At 63.3% G+C, this 20238-nt stretch carries 20 protein-coding genes; 10 read left to right on the top strand and 10 right to left on the bottom strand.

Annotated elements, in window-relative coordinates:
- The first annotated feature begins 77 nt into the window (after positions 1–77).
- Positions 78–683, top strand: coding sequence for a phospholipid N-methyltransferase PmtA (gene pmtA / locus AC3EML_RS04540; RefSeq protein WP_023681321.1), 606 nt, complete (start codon positions 78–80; stop codon positions 681–683).
- 78 nt (positions 684–761) lie between these two features.
- Here the strand turns inward: pmtA and AC3EML_RS04535 are convergent, their stop codons facing one another.
- Positions 762–1670 (bottom strand): LysR family transcriptional regulator, encoded by a 909-nt coding sequence (locus tag AC3EML_RS04535; protein ID WP_352520663.1) that lies wholly within the window; start codon positions 1668–1670, stop codon positions 762–764.
- A gap of 122 nt (positions 1671–1792) precedes the next feature.
- On the opposite strand from AC3EML_RS04535, the gene AC3EML_RS04530 reads away from it, so the two are divergent.
- The 4 genes from AC3EML_RS04530 to AC3EML_RS04515 all read left to right on the top strand — a co-directional run bounded on the left by AC3EML_RS04530 (position 1793) and on the right by AC3EML_RS04515 (position 4132).
- Complete coding sequence (locus tag AC3EML_RS04530; RefSeq protein ID WP_352520664.1) at positions 1793–2404, top strand: LysE family translocator; 612 nt, start codon at positions 1793–1795, stop codon at positions 2402–2404.
- Between the two features lie 120 nt (positions 2405–2524).
- A complete protein-coding gene (locus tag AC3EML_RS04525; protein ID WP_023701964.1) occupies positions 2525–3121 on the top strand; it encodes an NADPH-dependent FMN reductase in 597 nt (198 codons plus the stop codon).
- The gene (pyrF, locus tag AC3EML_RS04520; protein WP_023696050.1) at positions 3118–3831 is read left to right on the top strand and encodes an orotidine-5'-phosphate decarboxylase; all 714 of its coding nucleotides are present in this window, start codon (positions 3118–3120) and stop codon (positions 3829–3831) included. The genes AC3EML_RS04525 and pyrF overlap by 4 nt, the downstream gene beginning before the upstream one ends.
- Before the next feature lie 13 nt (positions 3832–3844).
- Complete coding sequence (locus tag AC3EML_RS04515; protein WP_023681317.1) at positions 3845–4132, top strand: DUF1330 domain-containing protein; 288 nt, start codon at positions 3845–3847, stop codon at positions 4130–4132.
- A gap of 18 nt (positions 4133–4150) precedes the next feature.
- Here the strand turns inward: AC3EML_RS04515 and AC3EML_RS04510 are convergent, their stop codons facing one another.
- The 8 genes from AC3EML_RS04510 to AC3EML_RS04475 form a co-directional block, all read right to left on the bottom strand.
- On the bottom strand, positions 4151–5404 hold the full coding sequence (locus AC3EML_RS04510; protein ID WP_352520665.1) for a low temperature requirement protein A: 1254 nt from the start codon (positions 5402–5404) through the stop codon (positions 4151–4153).
- 91 nt (positions 5405–5495) lie between these two features.
- Positions 5496–6557, bottom strand: coding sequence for a D-alanine--D-alanine ligase family protein (locus AC3EML_RS04505; RefSeq protein ID WP_352520666.1), 1062 nt, complete (start codon positions 6555–6557; stop codon positions 5496–5498).
- A 95-nt stretch (positions 6558–6652) separates the two neighbouring features.
- Positions 6653–7528, bottom strand: coding sequence for an SMP-30/gluconolactonase/LRE family protein (locus tag AC3EML_RS04500; RefSeq protein ID WP_488505163.1), 876 nt, complete (start codon positions 7526–7528; stop codon positions 6653–6655).
- Positions 7528–8169, bottom strand: a complete 642-nt coding sequence (locus AC3EML_RS04495; RefSeq protein WP_023710385.1) for a 2-dehydro-3-deoxy-6-phosphogalactonate aldolase — start codon at positions 8167–8169, stop codon at positions 7528–7530. Before AC3EML_RS04495 ends, AC3EML_RS04500 begins: the two co-directional genes overlap by 1 nt.
- 21 nt (positions 8170–8190) lie before the next feature.
- Positions 8191–9135: a 2-dehydro-3-deoxygalactonokinase gene (locus AC3EML_RS04490; protein ID WP_031199008.1), complete on the bottom strand. Its 945-nt coding sequence runs from the start codon at positions 9133–9135 to the stop codon at positions 8191–8193.
- A gap of 5 nt (positions 9136–9140) precedes the next feature.
- On the bottom strand, positions 9141–9908 hold the full coding sequence (locus tag AC3EML_RS04485) for an SDR family NAD(P)-dependent oxidoreductase (RefSeq protein ID WP_352443612.1): 768 nt from the start codon (positions 9906–9908) through the stop codon (positions 9141–9143).
- 169 nt (positions 9909–10077) lie between these two features.
- Positions 10078–11427 carry a putative bifunctional diguanylate cyclase/phosphodiesterase gene (locus AC3EML_RS04480; protein WP_023681311.1) on the bottom strand — a complete coding sequence of 450 codons (1350 nt, stop codon included), beginning with the start codon at positions 11425–11427 and terminating at the stop codon, positions 10078–10080.
- Positions 11428–11527: 100 nt separating this feature from the next.
- Entirely contained in the window at positions 11528–13324 is a 1797-nt protein-coding gene (locus AC3EML_RS04475) for a GtrA family protein (protein WP_352520667.1), read from the bottom strand.
- 127 nt (positions 13325–13451) lie between these two features.
- Between AC3EML_RS04475 and AC3EML_RS04470 the strand changes: the two genes are divergently transcribed.
- The 3 genes from AC3EML_RS04470 to gshB all read left to right on the top strand — a co-directional run bounded on the left by AC3EML_RS04470 (position 13452) and on the right by gshB (position 15869).
- Positions 13452–14456: a glycosyltransferase gene (locus AC3EML_RS04470; RefSeq protein WP_023710382.1), complete on the top strand. Its 1005-nt coding sequence runs from the start codon at positions 13452–13454 to the stop codon at positions 14454–14456.
- Positions 14457–14460: 4 nt separating this feature from the next.
- Positions 14461–14835 (top strand): GtrA family protein, encoded by a 375-nt coding sequence (locus AC3EML_RS04465; protein ID WP_352520668.1) that lies wholly within the window; start codon positions 14461–14463, stop codon positions 14833–14835.
- Between the two features lie 80 nt (positions 14836–14915).
- Positions 14916–15869, top strand: coding sequence for a glutathione synthase (gshB, locus tag AC3EML_RS04460; protein WP_352520669.1), 954 nt, complete (start codon positions 14916–14918; stop codon positions 15867–15869).
- 92 nt (positions 15870–15961) lie between these two features.
- On the opposite strand, the gene AC3EML_RS04455 is transcribed toward gshB, so the two are convergent.
- Positions 15962–17035, bottom strand: coding sequence for a glycosyltransferase family 2 protein (locus AC3EML_RS04455; protein ID WP_352520670.1), 1074 nt, complete (start codon positions 17033–17035; stop codon positions 15962–15964).
- Between the two features lie 184 nt (positions 17036–17219).
- Here AC3EML_RS04455 and AC3EML_RS04450 point away from each other — a divergent pair, with 184 nt between their 5' ends.
- Both AC3EML_RS04450 and AC3EML_RS04445 read left to right on the top strand, forming a co-directional pair.
- Positions 17220–18284, top strand: coding sequence for a glycosyltransferase (locus tag AC3EML_RS04450; RefSeq protein WP_352520671.1), 1065 nt, complete (start codon positions 17220–17222; stop codon positions 18282–18284).
- A gap of 250 nt (positions 18285–18534) precedes the next feature.
- Positions 18535–20067: a YifB family Mg chelatase-like AAA ATPase gene (locus AC3EML_RS04445; RefSeq protein WP_023687500.1), complete on the top strand. Its 1533-nt coding sequence runs from the start codon at positions 18535–18537 to the stop codon at positions 20065–20067.
- Positions 20068–20238: the final 171 nt, after the last annotated feature.

The raw sequence follows: 20238 nt of genomic DNA, 5'->3' as shown, positions 1-20238 counted from the left end.
ATCTTATGCCAGATCGCGCCTTGCCTTGGACCTGTTAGCTGCTAAGTAGCGTTCGGGGAGTGTTGAGGAGAACTTGCATGGCACGTGGTCCGGGATTGCGGAAGGCGCTGGCGGAAAAGTTCGACGACGAACTCAAATTCTTCAAAGGCTGGATCGACAAGCCGAAGTCGGTCGGTTCGATCGTGCCGACAAGCTCCGTCACCGCCCGCAAGATGGCTTCCATCGTCAATCCGAAGTCCGGCCTGCCGGTGCTTGAAGTCGGCCCCGGCACAGGCGTCATCACCCGTGCAATCCTCGCCCAGGGCGTTAAGCCCGAAAACCTCTACGCGGTCGAATATTCCACCGATTTCGTGCGCCATCTGCGCCAGCTCTATCCCGGCGTCAACGTCATCGAGGGCGATGCCTTCAATCTCAACGCCACGCTTGGCGAGAAGAGCGGGATGGTTTTCGATTCCGTCGTCTCCGGCGTGCCGCTGCTCAATTTCCCGGTCGCACAGCGGATCGCCTATATTGAAAGCCTGCTAGACCGCATCCCGGTTGGACGGCCGATCGTGCAGCTGACCTATGGGCCGTTGTCGCCGATCCCGCCCGGCCGCGGCAATTACACGGTCAAGCATTTCGACTTCATCTTCCGCAACATCCCGCCGACGCAGCTGTGGATCTACCGGCGGGAAGCGCATTAGCTTGGTATCGAGGGCGGGAGAAGTCTCTGGCGCCTTATAGAGGATCGACGCTCCAGAAAGGATCCACATCCTTGACTGTTATCCGCCTCGCAAACTCGTGGCGACTTCTCTGATCGCCGCGCACATGGCCCGCACGGCCGTTGCTTCGGCGCTGCTGGAGAGCAGAAGCAGCAGAGGCCGACGCGCACGCGGCTCAAGAGGACGCCTCGCGACGGTTCGCTGCCAATCGGCCGGAAACGCCAGGCCTGGCGCAATCGACAAACCGCGCCCGGCCCCGACCAGAGCAAGCAGCGCCGCCATATCGCTCGCCGACAGGATGATAACTGGCGCAACGCCAAAATCCTGGAACAATTCGGCAAGCATTGGTCCGCAGCCGCCGCTCGACATGATGAATGGCTGGCCGTCGAGAGCGCGGATCGGAAATGACCCGCCTTGGACTGAGTTCTTTTGCGATGACGCCACAAAGAGTTCGTCGTCGACAAGTTCCTCGGCTTGGCAATTGCCGGCGATGTAGGACAGTCCAATATCGGCGGCACCGCGATCGACCCACTCCGCCACCTCGGTATCCGTGCCCAAGAGCAGTTCGACAGCAAGCTCCGGGTGCCGGACGGAAGTAATGTTCAACGCATATGGAGCAATCTTTACCGAGGCGCTGCTGACCAGCGCGAGTCGTACTCTGCCTTTGATGGAGTGTTCCCGTAGGCCGACAAGACGGCCTAAAGCATGCAAAGCGGCGCGCGCCGCGTCCAAAGCCGCCTCGCCGGTTGCGGTGAAAGCGACACCGCGCCGATCACGTATGACGAGGGGCGCGCCAACGATCTCCTCCAGCGCCTTCATTGCATGGCTTATGGCCGATTGAGAAAGACAGAGCCGCTCGGCGGTTTTGGTGAAGCTGCGCGTCTCGCTGAGCGATGTCAGGACGCGCACCATCGTGATGTTGATATTAGCTTTGTTCATGGCTGCCGAAATATCTTTCATTTCGCTCATATTAAAGAGCGCTGTAGGTTTTGTGAAGGTGAGGGAAACGACCCTCGAAATCGGCGAGCGGCTTTCCTGGCCTCTCCGGCATGCAGGCGTGCGGTACGACGAGACTGAAACTGGAGTATCGCATGAGCTACCTTCCGCAATTCTTGACCCTTGCTTCGGTCTTCCTGCTCGGCGCCATGAGCCCAGGACCCGATTTTGTAGCCGTGACTTCCCATGCGCTGATCAGCCGTCGCGCGGGGTTCCATGTGGCGCTTGGCATTGCCGCAGCGATCATGGTGTGGGCGGCTCTCGCGATGTGTGGCCTGGGCCTCGTACTGACGCAGATTGCATGGGCTCACCTTGCCGTCCGGATCGCCGGTGCCGTGTATCTCGGTTACCTGGGCAGCAAGATCCTTTTGTCGGCTTGGCAGGCGCGGCCACCGCTGGCCGTCGGTGGCGCAGAGACTACGGCTCCTTGGCGAAGCGGATTCGTTGTCGGAATTACAAATCCGAAGACGGCCGCGTTCTTCGCGAGCCTGTTCATATCGGTATTGCCGATGCAGGCTCCGATCTGGGTCCAGGCAGTGTCGCTGGCCATAATCGGGCTGGTCGCGATGGCGTGGTTTGGGCTTGTCGCGCTAATGTTCTCCACAAGAAAGGTTCGGTCGGTATATGGCAGCGTCCGCAGGCCGATAGATGCCTTGCTCGGAGTTGCACTCATCGCGCTGAGTGCAAGAATTGCGGTCACCCACTAGCAATAGCCCAGCTGCTCGGCACACCTTCGCGCGCTTGCCCCCCGATCGTTTCCGTTTTTTGAGCCAGTGCGTTGATTTGCGCAGCCTCTGGCTGTACCTGTCCGGGAACAAGAGTGGCCAATGGCTGTGATCGCGAAAATCCTCGTCTTCGCCGGCTCGGTGCGCAGCGGCGCCTTCAGCGGCAGGACCGCCGATGTGGCGCAGAAGGAGCTGGCCATGCAAGGCGCCGAGGTGACGCGCATTTCGCTGGCCGACTATCCGCTGCCGATCATCGACGAGGACCTCGAAAAGGAAAAAGGCGTTCCCGACAACGCCGTGAAGCTCGGCCGGCTGATCGCCGCCCATGACGGGCTGCTGATCGCGACGCCGGAATATAATGGCTCGATCCCGCCACTGCTCAAGAACACGATCGACTGGGTAAGCCGGGTGCGCCTCGATGGCGGCTGGCCGGTGAGGCCATTTGTCGGCAAGGTCGCCGGCCTGTGCTCGTCTTCGAACGGACATTTCGCCGGGATCCGCTGCATCAACCATCTGCGCGCCGTGCTGGTGCGCTGCCAGCTGGAGATGGTGACGCCGGAATGCTCGGTATCCGATGGCGGCAGTGCCTTCGACGGCGACGGCAATTTCAGGGATGATAGACTGACCAAATCGATGGAGCACCTATGCCGCACGCTGATCGAAACCTCGCGCATGCTGTCGACCCGGACCGGGGCATGATTTCCACAGCCATGCAGGCCCATACGATGAGAGACAGGCTGATCGTCGGCCTCGACGTGCCGACGGTGAAAGAGGCCGAACAGGCGGTGCGCGAACTCGACGGCGTCGTCTCCTTCTACAAGATCGGCTATCAGTTGGCCTTCGCCGGCGGGCTCGACTTCGCCAGGGAGTTGGCCAGCGGCGGCACGAAGATCTTCCTCGACATGAAGCTGCTCGACATCGACCACACGGTGGCGAAGGGTGTCGAGAACATCGTGCGCATGGGCATGACCATGCTGACCATCCACGCCTATCCCAAGGCGATGCGAGCCGCGGTGGAGGCCGCCAGGGGCAGCGACCTCTGCCTGCTGGCGGTCAGCGTGCTGACCTCGATGGACGAGCAGGACGTGATCGACGCCGGCTATGAATACGACCCTCACACGCTGGTGCTGAGACGCGCCGAACAGGCGTTGCATGCCGGCATGGGCGGCGTCGTCTGCTCGGCCGAGGAGGCGGAAGCGGTGCGCCGCATCGTCGGACCCGACCTGGCGGTGGTGACACCGGGGATACGGCCCAAGGGCAGCGACCATGGCGACCAGAAACGCGTGGTGACGCCCGGCCAGGCGATCCGCAACGGCTCCAGCCATCTTGTTGTGGGCCGGCCAATCGTGGCGGCAAGCGACAGGCGCGCGGCGGCGGAAGCCATACTGGAAGAGATGCGCGCCGCGTAACGAGGAGAAGAAAATGCCCAAGGGATACTGGATAGCCCGCGTCGATGTGCGCGACGCCGAAGGCTACAAGGACTATGTCGCTGCCGCCAAGCTCGCTTTCGACCGTTTCGACGTGAAGTTCCTTGCCCGTGGCGGTGAGCATGAAAAGGCCGAGGGGCCTGGCCGCGCCCGCAATGTCATTATCGAGTTCGAATCGCTCAGCGCGGCGCACGATTGCTACCACTCGCCGGAGTACCAGCGCGCCGTGGCCATCCGTCAGAAAGTAGCCGATGGCGAGATCGTGCTGGTCGAGGGTATCTGACGCGCGAAGCTGCTCTGCTCAGTGCGGCGCTTCCTCCTGCGCCAGCACCTCCAGTTGATGGCGGTGCCCCGACAGCTCATAGCCGACAACGGTGACGGCCGGCGCTAGCGTGAGTAAGATGAGGCAGACCGCCATGTCGACGCCGGCAAGGGCGGCGATGATGGCAAGTGCGACGACCGCAGCCGTTCCCGCCAGCAGCCAGACATGGAGGGGATCGAAGCGCTGGACGAGATAATAATACAGCGCGTAGATCGCCCCCAGGAACACGCCTAGCGGAATGGCGACCGAGAGCAGGGTCGCTACCGGGCCGATATGGGCCTTGTGCTCGATGAAATAGGCCCCGACATGCAGCCCGGCGCCGGTGGCGACGATGGCCGCCACGATCAGCATCTGGCCATAGCCCCAGACAAAAGAGCGATTGCGGTGCTGGTGCAGCACCGTCCCCGAGGGCAGCATGTAATAGACCCACCACATGCCGAAGGTGAGACCCATTCCGGCAATGCCGATCAAGGCGGCATCGAGGTTCCAGCCCTGCTCCTCGACCACGGCCGACAGCGTCGCCAGCGTGCCGACCACCCCTTCGCCCAGCGCGATGATGGCGAAGAGGCTGTAGCGCTCGGCGACGTGATGCGCGTGCCAGGGCGTGCCGCCATCCCGGCGTTCGGCGATGACCGGTCCGGCAAGCTCGATGAGAAGCAGGACCGCGCCGAAAGCCAGGCTCGTCGCCAGCGAGAAATCGACCAGGATCTGCACCACCCAGCCGATCTGGGCGATCGCGATGGCGATGGCATAGGTGAGACAGGCACGCCGCCGCCCAGGGTCCTGCCGCGCCGCGCGCAGCCATTGGAAGATCATGGCGACGCGCATGATGACGTAGCCCAGCACCATCACCGAATTGTTGAGGTGTTCGCCATGCTCGATCGAGGCGAACATGCGCGGCAGGCCGATGGCCAGCACCAGCACGCCGATCATCTGCACCATGGTGACGAGGCGGAAGATCCAATCGTCGGTGTCATAGGCGGAGGAAAACCAGGAGAAATTGATCCACGCCCAGCAGATCGCGAAGCTGGCAAAGCCGAAGCCGATCAGCGCCGCCGCGTAGTGGCCCTCGGCCAAGGCATGCGCCAGTTGCGACGAGGCAAGGCTGAAGGCGGTGACGAAGGTCAGATCGAACAGCAGCTCGAGCGGCGTGGCGACGCGATGCGCCTCATGCGGATCGCGCCCGGCCATGCGCCTTATGTGATGATGGAGGGAGCTTGCTGGTGTGCTCATCGCGCGGCCTTGCCTGAGGACTGTCCCGCGACACTAAAGGTGGAGCAAAAGCCGTCAAGGCGCGGTAGGTCGTGCCGGTCCCCGCGGCCTTTCAGATCGCCTGTCGGTTCAGTCGGTTCGCCGCCGTCTCGGCAACCGCATCGGCAAGCGTCATGCTCCATTGCATCAGGCAATAGGCGCGGAAATCGAAGCAGGGCAGGCCGGGACAGACCTCGAACTCGATGAGGTGGACATGGTCGTTAGCCTCGACCCTGAAATCGAGGGAAAACACGTCTCGCAGGCCGAGCCAGCTGACCAGCCGCTCGGCGATGCGGCGGATGGTTGCCGCGGCTGCCGGGTGGGTGTCGGCGACCGGCTCCAGCACCGGCTCGCTGTATAGTCCAGCCGCCTTGGCGGCCTCGCCGGTGTCGCCGTAAAGCGCCATTGAGTCCGCCATGGTCTGGAAATCGCCGCCGGAGTCGACGAACGCAATGCCGAGCGCTTCCGCCCCGGCATCCGTGTGCAGCCCAAGGAAGCTGGCGCGGACATTGCGACCGCCGACATAGGGCTGGACGACGACATCGTCGCGATAAGCGGCATAGACCCGCCGGCTAAGCTCCAGCGCATGGGCCAGGTCGCTGCAGCGTGAATCCGGCCAGATGCCTACCTTGGAGCCGAGCCGGTTCGGCTTGACGAACCAGCCGGCTTCCGAAGCTGGCGGGTCGGCCAGCCAGCGGCCGTCGCGGGCCAGGCCTGCCTGCGGCGCCGGCAGGCCGAGCGCGCAAAGCACGGCGCCGGAGCGGAACTTGTCCTGGCAAAGCGCGAACAGCGCATCGTCGGCTCCGATGGTTCTAAGCCCATTCAGCCTGGCAAGTGCGGGCGCTGCAGCACCGCGGAAATAGGCAATGCCGTCGGTCAGCGTCCAGACAAGCGTGGTTGCGGGATCGGCCTTCGCCAGCGCGCTTGACGCATCGTCGAGTGCAACCGGCATGAAGGCGAGGCCGCGCCGCCCGCAAGCGGCGGTGATTTCATCGAATTCGGGCGCGAGATCGGTCGATTGCGCCAGATAGGACGAGATTTCCAGGGCGCGCTCGGCGGGAAAGCCGTCGGCGACCAGCCGGTCGAGACAGGCCTTTTCCGGCTCATGGACGAGGATCAGGGTCGGGCGCGGCATGGATCAGGACCTTCGGTGGTGTTGTCCCACCATGGCATGGCCCCTGCTTCAGACTTGCGCGAAACCGACCGAGGCGGACGCCTGCGCGACAGCGCTCAGGCGATGACCACGCGCGGCTCGAAGCGGCCGTTGACGGGGATGTCGAGTAGGAAGGTCATGCCGGCCTGTGGGTCGAGCTTGCGCTGCTTGTCGTCCTTGCCTTTCCAGGCCGAGGTCACCGCCAGCCGATCGGCCTTGGCCCCGACAAAGGCCGGGCACGAGGACTGCCCCGCCGGCACGGCAATTTCGCGCAACAATGTGCCATCTGGCGAATAGGCCTTGACCGCCTTGCCGCCCCAGACGGCGTTCCACAGCACGCCGTCGCGATCAACGACCGAGCCGTCGACAAAGCCCTTGGACGAGCGATGGTCGACGAACACTTTCGACTCGCCGATCGGCAGGCCCGTCGCCGGATCGCAGGCGACACGCATCAACAGGCCGGTCGAGGTATCGGTGTAGTAGGCGATCGTTCCATCCTGCGAGAAACAGATCGAGTTCGACACGGTGATGCCGGTGTAAAGCGTGCGCAGCTCGCCCTTGAAGAACCAGTAGATGGAGCCGGCGCCCTTCTCCTCACCCTTGCCCATCGTGCCGACCCAGAAGGCGCCACAAGGGTGGACGCGCGAATTGTTGGAGCGGGTCAGCGCATTGTCGGCCTCGATGGGCGTATGCAGCGTCAGCTTGCCGGTCGAGACGTCGCGGACATGCAGGCCAGTCTCGGTGGCGATGAGCTGGCGATTGTCATCGACAATGGCGATGGCGCTGGCCATCTGGCCGAGTTCATGGACTTTCCGCGCGCCGGACGTGACACCCTGCTCCAGCAGCAGGCCGTTGACAATGTCGAACCAGAACAGCGTATCGGTGGCGGGATCGTAGCTCGGCCCCTCGCCGAGCTCGCAGACATGGTCCGAGAAAACCGAAACGTTTTCCATCATGCCGCTCCGCCGAAGGCCGCATCCCAGGCCGTCACCGCCGCCCGGGCGCGCGAGGCCACCTCGTCGACGCTCATACCAGGTTTGAACAGGCTGGAGCCAAGACCAAAAGCAGTCACCCCAGCGGCTTTGTAGCCGGCAAAGTCTTTGTCGGAAACGCCGCCGACGGCGCCGACCACGGTATCGGCCGGCAGCACGGCCCGCATCGCCGAAATGCCGCTAGGCCCGAGCACGCTTGCCGGGAAGAATTTGAGCGCCGAAGCCCCAAGCCTAATCGCCTGAAAAGCTTCGGTGGGGGTGAACACGCCTGGCATCGTCACCATGCCATGGTGCATGGCGCGGGCCATGACTTCGGCATCGATGTTGGGGCTGACCAGCAGCCTCCCGCCGGCCTTGGCCAGGGCGTCGACATCGGCTGAAGTCAGCACCGTGCCGGCGCCGACCAGCGTTGTCTTGGGCAATGCGGTGACAATGCTGGCGATCGATGAAAACGGCTCCGGCGAATTGAGCGGCACCTCGATGGCTTCGATGCCGGCGTCAAACAGCGCCTGGCAGATGGCAACCGCCTCGCTGGGTTTGAGGCCGCGCAGAATGGCGATAAGACCACGCTTGAGCTTCGGGAAGGGGGCGGTCTGGGTCACGCTGTCACTCCACTCTGGTGGTCATTTGGCGATCATGCCATTTTCGCGCGCTGCCTCAATAAGGCCGGCACGCACCGCCTCGTCGGCGTCGACCGTCCTGACGGCAAGCCCTGCAAGGTCGAGCGCCTGGCGGTAGAGGGCTGCTAGCGACCCCGAGGCGACCAGCACGATTGCAGTGGTGCTTTCGCCATAGCGGCGGCCCGCCGAGGCGATCTCGCCGCCGATCAGCAGGCCGGACAGGCAAGCGGCGGCATCGTCGGCCTTGAGGTTCTGCAGCAGGCCGGCGGCGCGGATCGAGAACAGCCGCGAGGTGACATCGCCGCCCTCCGCCAAAGCCTTGCGGCACCATTCCTGGAAGAACGGATTGTCCGGAATGACCGGCTTCGGGCTCTCGCCCAGCGAATGGCGCAGGATCGAGTGAGTGGCCAGCACCGAAAACAGCTCGCCGGTCGGCCAGGTGCAGAAGCCGTCGACCGCGCCGTCTTCGACCAGAACCCATTTCGAATGGGTGCCGGGCATGCAGACGAGATGGCGACCTTTTGCCGGCAAACCGGCGCCGGCAAGCTGGGTTTCCTCGCCGCGCATTACGTCCGGCGCATCTTCCAGGCGCTGCGCCAGGCCAGGCACGATGCGGATGTCGCGGCTCTGGCCGGGAATGCGGGCGGCCCCCGCGAGGATGGCACTGAGCGGCGCCGGCACGGTGACGTAAGGCGCTTCCAGCCAACCCTGGCGCGAGCCGGCCATGCCACAGATGATGACCGGCAGTGTGTCAGGTGCGCCGAGCGCCGCCAGATGGCCCTCGAGGATGGTCGAAAAGCCTTTTTGCTGCGCGGTGATCAACCCATCATCGCCGCGACGCTCGGCAAGCACCCCGCCCGCCTCGTCGACCAGCCAGACCCGCATGCGGGTCGTGCCCCAGTCGACGGCGGCGACTGCCGGCGTGCCTTTTGCCGGATTTTGATTCACCGGGCTCACAGGAAACCCCCGTCCACGATCAACATCTGCGCCGTCAGCATACGCGAGGCGTCGGAGGCCAGGAACAGCACCGTGCCGACGATGTCGTCGGGCTGCATGACCTGCTTGATGCATTGCTTGGCGACATGGGCGGCGAGCCTCTCCTCGGTGACCCAGAGTTCCCTCTGCCGGTCGGTGATCACCCAGCCCGGCGCAATCGCATTGACGCGGATGCCGTCGACCCCAAGCTTGCCCGCGAGACCTTTGGTGAGGCCGAGTATGCCGGCCTTGGCGGCGGTGTAGGCCGGCATATCGGGGTGGTTGATGAGATAGGAGGTCGAGGTGAAGTTGATGATCGACCCGCCGCCGGCCCGCTTCATGCCCGGCGCGACCGCCTGTGCGGTGAAGAAATGCGGGCGCAGATTGACGGCGAGATTGTTGTCCCAGAACTCGACGGTAACGTCGGCGACCTCGTGGCGTTCGTCCCAGGCGGCATTGTTGACCAGCACGGTGACGTCGCCATGCGCCTCAGCCGCTTTGGCGGCCGAAGCGCGCAACGCCTCGACGTCACGCAAATCGGTCTTGAGGTAGAGCGGTCGCCGGCCAAGTTCTTTTTCGACGCGGTCGGCAAGCAGCGTGCTTGGGCCATCGGCGATGTCGATGAAGGCGACATGGGCGCCCTGGCGAACGAAGCCCTCGGTCAGTGCCGCACCAATTCCGGAACCGCCGCCGGTGATCAGCACCGAGGCTCCCCTGAGGTCGGCAAAATCGGCCGATGGCATCATATTTTTCTCTCCCGATCCGGTCGGCGCGCATCCTATCCAGCCAAGTCCGGGGAGCAAGGGCGAAAACGGCGATTTGTTTGGCTTATGTCAGACAAAAGGACGCAAGATGGCGGCCACAGTCGATCTTGGCTCGCACCGCTGACTTGCTCGACGCAGGCAAGACCGCCGGTCAGACTGCCTTGGCGTAGAGGGCGCCGCGATAGGAATCGCGGAGGTAGCCGAGCGTGGCGTCGGCGTCGACCGGTTTGCCGAAGAGATAGCCCTGGCCGCCGGCGCAGCCGAACTGGACGAGGCGGTCGGCCTGCGCCTCCTCCTCGATGCCTTCGGCGACGACATCCATGCCGAGCCCTTCGCACATGGCCAGAATGGCGCGGATGATGTGTTCCGACGGGCGGTCGTCGAGGATCGAGGAGACGAAGGCGCGGTCGATCTTGAGCTTGTCGAAATGGAATTCGCGCAAGCGGCCGAGCGAGGACTGGCCGGTGCCGAAATCGTCGAGCGAGACTCGGATGCCGACGCGACGCAGGTCCTCGACGATCTTCTCGGCCGAGGCCGGATCGTTCATCAGGCCGGTTTCGGTGATCTCGATCTCCAGCCGTCGCGGATCGAAGCCGGTGCGGTCGAGGATCGACAATATGTGCAGGCCAGTGTTCTGGTCGACGAGCTGCGAGGGCGACAGGTTGAAGGACAGGAACAGGTCCTTCGGCCAGCTGCGCGCCGCTTCGGTCGCCTTGCGCAGCACCAGCTGCGATAGCGGGCCGATGATGCCGCGCTCTTCGGCGATGGGGATGAACACGGTCGGCGGGACGACGCCGAGGTCGCGATCGGTCCAGCGCGCCAGCGTCTCGAAGCCGATGGTGCGGCGGGTGGTCAGATCGACGATGGGCTGGAAATGCGGCTCGACCTCACCGGCCGAGACGGCGCGGCGCAGCGCCTGTTCGATGCGGGTGACGCGCTTGGCCGCCTCTTCCATTTCGCGGGTGTAGACGACGACGCGGCCACGGCCCGAACGCTTGGCGTGGTAGAGCGCCGTTTCGGCCTTGTTGACGAGGATTTCCGTGGTTTCGTCGCCGGAATAAAAGAGCGAGCAGCCGACCGAGGCCGAAAGCCTGGCGGTGCGTTCGCCGACATCGTAGGGCGCCGACAGGATTTCGATCATCATGCGCGACTTCTCGGCCGCCGCCTCCTCCGAGAACACCATCGGGTAGAGGAAGGCGAATTCGTCGGCGCCGATGCGGCAGACAGTAGAGTGGCTGTCCATCGAGGCGCGCAGCCGCATCGCCACCTGGATCAATATGTCGTCGCCGGCCTTGTGGCCGAACAGATCGTTGATCGGCTTGAAGCCGTCGAGGTCGAGAATGCCGACCGTGAACGGCGCGGGATCGTCTGCACGGTCGCTGATCAGGCGATCGACCTTGTCGAAGAAGCGGCGATGGTTGCCGAGCCCGGTCAGCGCATCGGTGAACGCCAGATCCGAGTTTTCCCTGCTTGCCTGCCCGGTGCCAAACGTCGTTTGCATCGGTATCCCTGTTTGTGACGCCCGAAATTTAGGCTGAGACTGGCAGCAAAGCGTTTAGGAAGCGTATCGCGAAATCGATTTTTCGCTGGCGAATGATGCTTTAGCGGACGCGGTAGAGTTCGACCGGGGTTCCGCGCGTTTCGGCCACCGGTTCGAGCCAATCGGGGACGCTTCCCTGCATCAGCCCGGCCAGGAAGCCTTGCGGCGCCTTGGCGGCAAGCATCTTGCTTTCGGCGCTGCCGCGGCAGAGCGCCATCAGGCCGACGTGGTGAGCCGCCGCGATCGTCCTCGCCTGGTCCGCCGATCCGAGGAAGGCATCGAGCGCAAGCAGGTCGCCGGCGATGTTGCGATGATAGGGGCCGGCAAAGACGCGGTGCCCGGAATAGGCCAGGATGGGCGAGCCGAGATTGGAGATGGCAAGCACCGTGGTGTGCGGCAGCCGGGCCAACGCCGCGAAGGAGGCCTTGCGCTCGCAGGACGGATCGCTGTCGGTGTCCTGTGCCTCGACCGAGACCTTGTTGGCCTCGAATACGCTCGACGTCGCGGCGGCAGCACCGGCCCAGACGGCATTCACCGACACCACCCAGACCGCCGCCATGCGCAGCGATACGCTGCGCGCAGGGCTGATCCTCGCCCGTTCGCGCCAGCTTGCGATCCAGGCCGACAGCGGGATGACGGCAAAGGCGATCGAGAATGTCGAGCCGCGGACCTGCCAGGCGCTGACGATGAAGGCGCCGACCAGCAAGGCGCCGACGAGGCTGTCCTGGCGGCGCCATGGCCCACGCAGGCGAAGCGCCATCAGCGCGATCGCCACCAGCGGCGTGACATAGCGCGCCGCCAGCGAGGCCGGCTCGCTGGCGGCAATACTGAACAGCGACTGCGCCTCGTCGATGTGATCGAGCCACAATTCCTTGAGGCGCGGATCGAGATTTGCGTAGGGAGCCGCAAGGCATTGCGGAAACAGCGCCGCGACAACGGCGCCCAGCACAAGCGCGAGCAGGCCGAGCGAAATCAGGCGGCGTCCGGCCGTGCCGTTGGACACCTTGAGCGACGTCACGGCGGCAAGGCCCAGTCCGGCGATTGCCGCGACGACGAATTGCACGGCCGAGAAGGCATCGCACTGCGCCTGGCCCCAGGCCGATGGCGGGATGGTGCTGACGAAGACGAGGGCTGAAACGCCGGCAAAGCCGAGACCGAAATCCCTGGCGATCCGGTGTTCGCCGCCGGGATCGACGACGAACAGCAAAGCGATGCAGGCGCCGATGGTGGCGACATAGGGCGCGGTTTCCATGCCGACGGCCAGCGTCAGGGCCGCACACAGCCCGGAAATCAGCGCCGCCCAGCGACGCGCCGGCGCCTCGAGCAGCAGGCTGAGGCTGGCCATGGTCAGCGTCAGCTGGACATTGTGATGATCGAGCGCACCCGGCAAGAAAATGCCGATGAAATGCAGCGCCGCCGCGCCGATGACGATAGCGGGCAGCACGGCGCCGACGCCGGCGAAGCTTCGTGCCGCACGGGCTGTAAAAAACACCGCCAGGCAAAACAGCAGCGACGGCCACAGCACCTGTGCGATCGCTTCGGCCATGGCCATGCTGCCGGTCAGCGCCGAGGCGGCGAGGATGATGGCGGCGAGCGGTGCGTCGACCAGCCGCGACCAGTGCATGACGAAACCGCCTTCCGGCCCCATCCTGTACTGATGCAGGTCGAACCAGCCCTGGCCGGCCAGCATGTCGCGAACCTCGACCAGCCGCAGCAGGCTGTCATTGTCGCCGCCGGCATTGCTCAATTCGCGAAAGCCCGTGGCGGCATTGACGGCCAGCACCACCAGCATGGCAAGCAGCGCCAGCGTCATATCGGACTTCCAGGAGGAAGCACCCGCCTTGGCTGCGTTCATCATCATGACCTTCGTCGGAAAGACTGCGGCCTTAAACCTAGCCTTAACAGCTTCAATAAATAGTAAAGTCGCCTGAGCGAGGCCGCATATGAGCGCGGCCGGAGGCTCCGCCGGGCGTCGGGAGACGGAAATGCCGCACGAAGTCCGCCATGAGCCGGCCATTGCCGTGCTCCTGCCTTGTTACAATGAGGAACTGACCATCGCCGAGGTGGTGCGGCGCTTTCGCGAGACGCTGCCGTCGGCCGAGATCTATGTCTATGACAACAATTCCAGGGATTTGACCGCGCTCAAGGCGCGCGCAGCGGGCGCCATCGTCGTCCGCGAGCCGCGCCAGGGCAAGGGCAATGTCGTGCGGCGCATGTTCGCCGACATCGATGCGGACATCTATCTGATGGCCGATGGCGACGGCACCTATGCGCCGGAAGATGCCTCGCTGCTGATCAACATCCTGCAGACCGAGCGCTGCGACATGGTGGTAGGCACCAGGCGCGGCGTCACCGACGATGCCGGCCGTTCCGGCCATGCCTTCGGCAACCGCATCTTCAATAGCCTCTACAAGCGGCTGTTCGGCGCCGACTTCACCGACATCTTCTCCGGCTACCGCGTCTTCTCGAGGCGTTTCGTCAAGAGCTTTCCCGCGGTTTCCGGCGGCTTCGAGATCGAGACCGAAATGTCGGTGCATGCCTCGCAGCTCAAACTGCCGGTGAGCGAGATCGCGCTCGATTATGGCCGCCGGCCTGAGGGATCGTCGTCGAAGCTGTCGACCTATCGCGACGGCGCCAGGATCCTGTGGATGTTCGCCATGCTGATGAAGGAAACGCAGCCGCTGCGCTTCTTCGGCGCCTTCGCGATTTTCTTCCTGGCATCGAGCCTTGCCCTGATGACGCCGGTGCTGATCGAATTCGCCCAGACCGGCCTCGTGCCGCGCATGCCGACCTGGGTGCTGTCGGTCGGCCTGCTGCTGCTCTCGATGCTTGCGATGGTGACCGGATTGATCCTCGATTCGGTATCGCGCGGACGCGCCGAGCAGAAGCGCATTTTTTATCTCTCGGTGCCGTCAGGCCGGGTCGAACGGCGCGAACGCACTGGTGAAATCCCGAAGGCCGAACCGGGCAAGACGCCCCGGGCCGCCTGAGGCCGTGAGCCGGCTCGTCCGCTTCGTCCTGGCCGGCGGCGTTGGTTTCGTCGCCGATGCCGCGGCGCTCTGGCTGCTCTTGGCGGTGACGCCGCTCGGTCCCTTCGTCGCCCGTGTCCTGTCGATCGGCTTTGCGCTGTGCGTCACCTGGCAGATCAACCGGCACCTGACCTTTTCGCCATCGAGCCGCGGCGTGGCGCAGGAGGGTGCACGCTATGGCGGCGTCGGCATTGCCACCAGCATCGTCAACTATCTCGTCTACTGCGCCATCCTGTTCGCGCTGCCGGCAATGCCGCCGCTGGCAGCACTTGCCGTCGCCTCGCTGTTCGCCATGGCGCTGTCCTTCCTCGGTTACTCCCGGCTGGTCTTCGACCGTTAAAGGTCTGGGCCAAGCAAGCGCGATTGGCAGAAGCCACCAAGTTCCGTATATCGGCGACAGAGCCTGCTGGAGACCGGAAGATGCCCCTGAAGATCGCCGTCCAGATGGACCATGTCTCTACCGTCTCGATTGCCGGCGACACGTCGTTTGCGCTGTCGCTGGAGGCGCAGCGGCGCGGCCACCAGCTGTTCCACTACACGCCCGACCGGCTGTCGATGCTGGGCGGCAAGGTGTTTGCCCGCATCGAAGAGATGAAGCTCCGCGACGAGAAGGGCAATCATTATACGCTGGGCGACAAGGTGCGCACCGACCTGTCGGAGATGGATGTGATCCTGCTGCGCCAGGATCCGCCTTTCGACATGAATTACATCACCACCACGCACATTCTGGAGCGCATTCACCCGAAGACGTTGGTCGTCAACGACCCGGCCTGGGTGCGCAACAGCCCGGAAAAGATCTTCGTCACCGAATTCCCCGATCTGATGCCCGAAACGCTGATCACCAAGGATTCCCGGGAGGTCGCGGCCTTCCGCAAGGAATTCGGCGACATCATCGTCAAGCCGCTCTATGGCAATGGCGGCGCCGGCATCTTCCATCTCAAGGAAGACGATCGCAACCTCGCCTCACTGCTCGAAATGTTCGCCCAGCTGTCACGCGAGCCGTATATCGTCCAGCGCTATCTGAAGGATGTGCGCAAGGGCGACAAGCGCATCATCCTGATCGACGGCGAGGCGGTCGGCGCCATCAACCGCGTGCCGGCCGAACACGATTCTCGCTCCAACATGCATGTCGGCGGCCGCGCCGAAAAGACTGAGCTGACGGAGCGCGAACGCGAGATTTGCGCCCGCATCGGCCCGTCGCTGAAAGAGCGCGGCTTCATCCTGGTCGGCATCGACGTGATCGGCGACTACATGACCGAGATCAACGTGACCTCGCCGACCGGCGTGCGCGAAGTGCAACGCTTTGGTGGCGCGGATATCGCCAGCCTGTTCTGGGACGCGGTAGAGGCGAAGCGGCGGAATTTGGCCGCGTAGTGTGCGTTGCTACGGAGGACTTTGGTGGGTCCAGAGAAGCATCGAAAGATGCTCTTTATCGGGTAAGACTGCCGAGCAAGCGGCTCATCAAATCAAACTATGTCCCGGAAGCGCCGAGGCCTCAGTTTCGGAGGAAGGAGACCGATAAGTCTGGTCTGCAATTTTCGCTGTGGTGTTGCCCAGTCTTTCAGCAGAAAACCCGCATCGGAGTTCTTTTCCAGCAATGCAAAAGCCGCAGACAGTCCGATCAGGTCGACCAAGGTCCTGCGCATTGAGTGGCGGGAGATTAAATGCGCCAGTCCCGGCGCCACTTCGCACCAACGATTGGCCAGTGCCCGCCGTATCGCTATTTCAGTATCAGGCGACATCCTGCCGAGGCCAACTCCGGTACCCAGGATGCGCCCGTCCGCCCAGCCATTGCCGCCGTGAAGCCGATAACTGCCAAGAGCCCGCCCAATCCTCACGGTTCCGCCGATCATATGGGCGGCACGAGCCATATAACCATCGGCACATATCTTTATTTCGTCCGGATCGGATGGACGCATGATTTCAAGCGGAGCTCGACGAAACATCATCCCCGATGTGGTTGACCAAAACCAACCCACGGTACCCCGATCAATAAATAATAATGTCGGGTCAGCTTCGGTGTCGACATGCAGGTAGCTGCTCATTTTCGGCATCGATCGCGGGTCATTCAGGTGGAATACGGGATGACCGCCCGCAAGCAGGTTGCCGGCCGTATCTATCACCACCTCATCGGAGCTCGACATTGCCGCGATACGGGTGTGGCTGAGATGCGCTCTCACATGGCATTCTATGAAGTCAGGATGCCAAGCATCGTCACCGTCAAGAAACGAGATCAGGGGCCCGGCTGTCGCGTCAAGCCCGGTCATCATTGTTGCCAACTGCCCGCCATTTTGCAGTCGGGGCAGAAAGCGGAAACGACTGTCGCCAAGCTGGGACAGACACTCTTCAATCCTTCGGCGGGAACCGTCAGTCGAAAAATCATCGACCACCACGCACTCGAACGCAGTGTACGTCTGCGCCGCTACGGATCGGATCGCAGTGTCGATGAATGCCTCTTGATTGAAACAGCCTACGCAAACGGATACGGTTGGTAGCGCGATGTGAGAACCAGCCCCGCTTGGGACGATGTTTTCTTTCAAGAGGCGCTTCTCCGTACACCAGATTTGATCGCCTGAGATATTCCGTCGATCAACTGGCGATGTTTCTTTGCCAAATTTCTCTCTGTCGAAGCGAGTTTTGCCCCGCACTCAAGATCGCAATTGCCGCATGTTGACCCTACAGCACGGGTATCGCCCTCCTACCAAATTCGAGATTGTCAGAGCCATGCTGCGTCATGGCCACAAGCTCAGAAAAGGGCACCCTTCCGCGAAGTCGCAACCTGCTCTTCAGGCCAGTATGCTGTCGAACGATCCGTTCATATCCTATTCGGGAATGTCCGGTACGCCGCTCGGATTAGCAAGTCATATGCCTTTTCTTCCACGCGGCCACCGCGCCTGGTTTCTCATCTCGCCAACCTGGTCCATCGAAAACAGTGCTAGCGTCAAAACCATCCGGACCTATGCCGTTCTGCATAGACTCAAGAACCCCCGTCACGCGCTAATCTTCCTATCCAACACTCAGGCAGAGGCTGATCTGTTGAACCAGTCCGGCGAGGCCGCCGTCCTGCACAACAAGACGTCAACAACCTCCGAACACATATTCAGGCCTCTCGATGACGTCCCTGTAGAATTTGATGCAATCTACAATGCGCAGCTGGCTCCGTGGAAGCGCCATGACTTGTCGCTTGGCATCCAGCGTTGCGCATTTGTCTTCTATCGAGATTCAAGCGGATCCTCCACGACGGAGTCGGAAAGAGCGCGAATAAATCGGCATAGGGAGCTCGCGCCGCATCACGTCTTTATCAACGAGTTTGACGGCACCGGCAAGCCGGTCCGATTGGCACCGGCTCAGGTGAACACGCATCTAAATCGTGCAGCCGTGGGAATTTGTCTCTCTCACCTGGAAGGACCAATGTTCGCCAGCACGGAATATCTTCTCGCGGGCCTTCCAGTGGTCACGACGCCGAACCATGGCGGCCGAGACCTTTATCTGGATGACGACTATTCGCTCACAGTTCCACCCGATCCTCGATCCATCGCGGAGGCTGTCTTAGCGCTGAAGGAGCGACGAATTCCCCGGGATTACATTCGTTCGCAAACTTTGAAACGAATCGAACGAGACCGCGGGCGGTTCATAGACCTTGTAAACGAGATTTTTCTGGAGAGCGGCTCTTCGCGCCGGATCGCCATGCCTTGGCCTTTCCGATATCCTGTCATGGAGTGGCTTCCACCGCAGGTCGCGATCGATCGATCGCTTTCAGGTTCGGTCGATGCCTTCATCACCGCTTAGAAGCAACACCCTCAGATTGCCGAAGGGCCTAGTCGCCCTTGTTAAACGCGGTCGAGGAGGCGGAGCAGCCGTTCCATTTTGCTTAACCATCTTCCGTTTTTGCAACCGGCACAGCGCGCTGCAACCACCACGAATGCATGTTCCTGTAATGTTCTTGCCTTGGCCTAAAATCTATGGTTGTCTTGTCCTGACGTCGCTCGCGGTCTGAACCACAAGGCCGAGGCGAGCCGGTATCCGGGGGCAGAGCAAGATGGTGGCGCGGGTTCGCACGGTGGCTTTCCAGGGCATCGAGGCCGTGCCGGTCGATGTCCAGGTGATGATCGCGCCGGGCAAGGTCGGCATGCAGATCGTCGGGCTGGCCGACAAGGCGGTGGCCGAAAGCCGCGAGCGCGTGCAGGCGGCACTGCATGCGTCGGGGCTGTCGATGCCGTCGAAGAAGGTGACGGTCAACCTGGCGCCTGCCGATCTTCCCAAGGAAGGCAGCCATTACGATCTGCCGATCGCGCTCGGCCTGATGGCTGCACTCGGCGCCATTCCGGGCGACATGCTGGCCTCCTATGTCGTGCTCGGAGAATTGTCGCTCGACGGCACCATTGCCACGGTCGCCGGTGCGCTGCCGGCGGCGATCGGCGCCAATGCCGAGGGAAAAGGCCTGATCTGCCCGTTCGGCTGCGGGCCGGAAGCGGCCTGGGCGGGCAAGGATTTCGACATATTGGCGCCGCGCAGCCTGATTGCCATCGCCAATCATTTTCGCGGCACGCAGGTGCTGTCGCGGCCCGAGCCCGGCATCCATGTCTCGGCGCGCGACCTGCCCGACCTTTCCGACATCAAGGGCCAGGAAAGCGCCAAGCGGGCGCTGGAAGTGGCGGCGGCCGGCGGCCACAATCTGTTGATGGTCGGGCCTCCCGGCTCGGGAAAATCGATGCTGGCGCAGAGGCTGCCTTCAATTCTGCCACCACTGGCGCCCAAGGAACTTCTTGAAGTCTCGATGATCGCCTCGGTGGCCGGCGAGCTCGGCGAAGGCAAGCTCACCGACCGGCGGCCGTTCCGCGCCCCGCACCATTCGGCTTCGATGGCGGCAATGGTCGGCGGCGGCATCAGGGCGCGGCCGGGCGAAGTATCGCTTGCCCATAACGGCGTCCTGTTCCTCGACGAGTTTCCCGAATTCACGCCGCAGACCTTGGATGCGCTGCGCCAGCCGCTGGAGACCGGCGACTGCATGATCGCGCGCGCCAACCACCGCGTCACCTATCCAGCGCGCATCCAGCTGGTGGCGGCGATGAACCCGTGCCGTTGCGGCATGGCCGGCGAGCCCGGCTATCGCTGCCTGCGCGGCGAGCGCTGCCGCACCGACTACCAGGCGCGCATCTCCGGCCCGCTGCTCGACCGCATCGATCTCAGGATCGAAGTGCCGGCGGTCTCGGCCGCCGACCTGATCCGGCCCGACCGGGCGGAGAAAAGTGCAGCCGTCGCCCAGCGCGTGGCGCGCGCCCGCACCATCCAGCGCGAACGTTTCGAGCGGCTGGGCGTCACCAGCGCCACCACCAACGCCCATTGCTCGCCTTCTGTCATCGAGGACATCGCCGCGCCGGACGCAGCCGGCCTGTCGCTGCTGAAAGACGCCAGCGAGAAACTCGGCTTTTCTGCGCGCGCCTATCACCGCGTGCTTAAAGTGGCGCGCACACTGGCCGACCTCGACGCCAGCGAAACCGTCGGCCGCATTCACCTGGCCGAGGCGATTTCCTACCGCATGATGTCGGAGCGGGTAGCGCAGGCGGCTTAACCCTCCCCCCTTGAGGGGAAGGTGACCGCGAAGCGGCCGGGTGGGGTCGCCGAAGAATGCTCGATCTTTTTTTTGAAGCCGAGCCGAGAAAGGGCCTCTGCGATGACATTGCTTGTAGTGTCGTCCGAAGGGAGTCGCCGCACTTCACGCAGGACCCCACCCGGCCCTTCG

This window comes from Mesorhizobium sp. P170090 (assembly GCF_057786115.1).
This window is presented reverse-complemented; position numbering and strand designations above follow the sequence as displayed.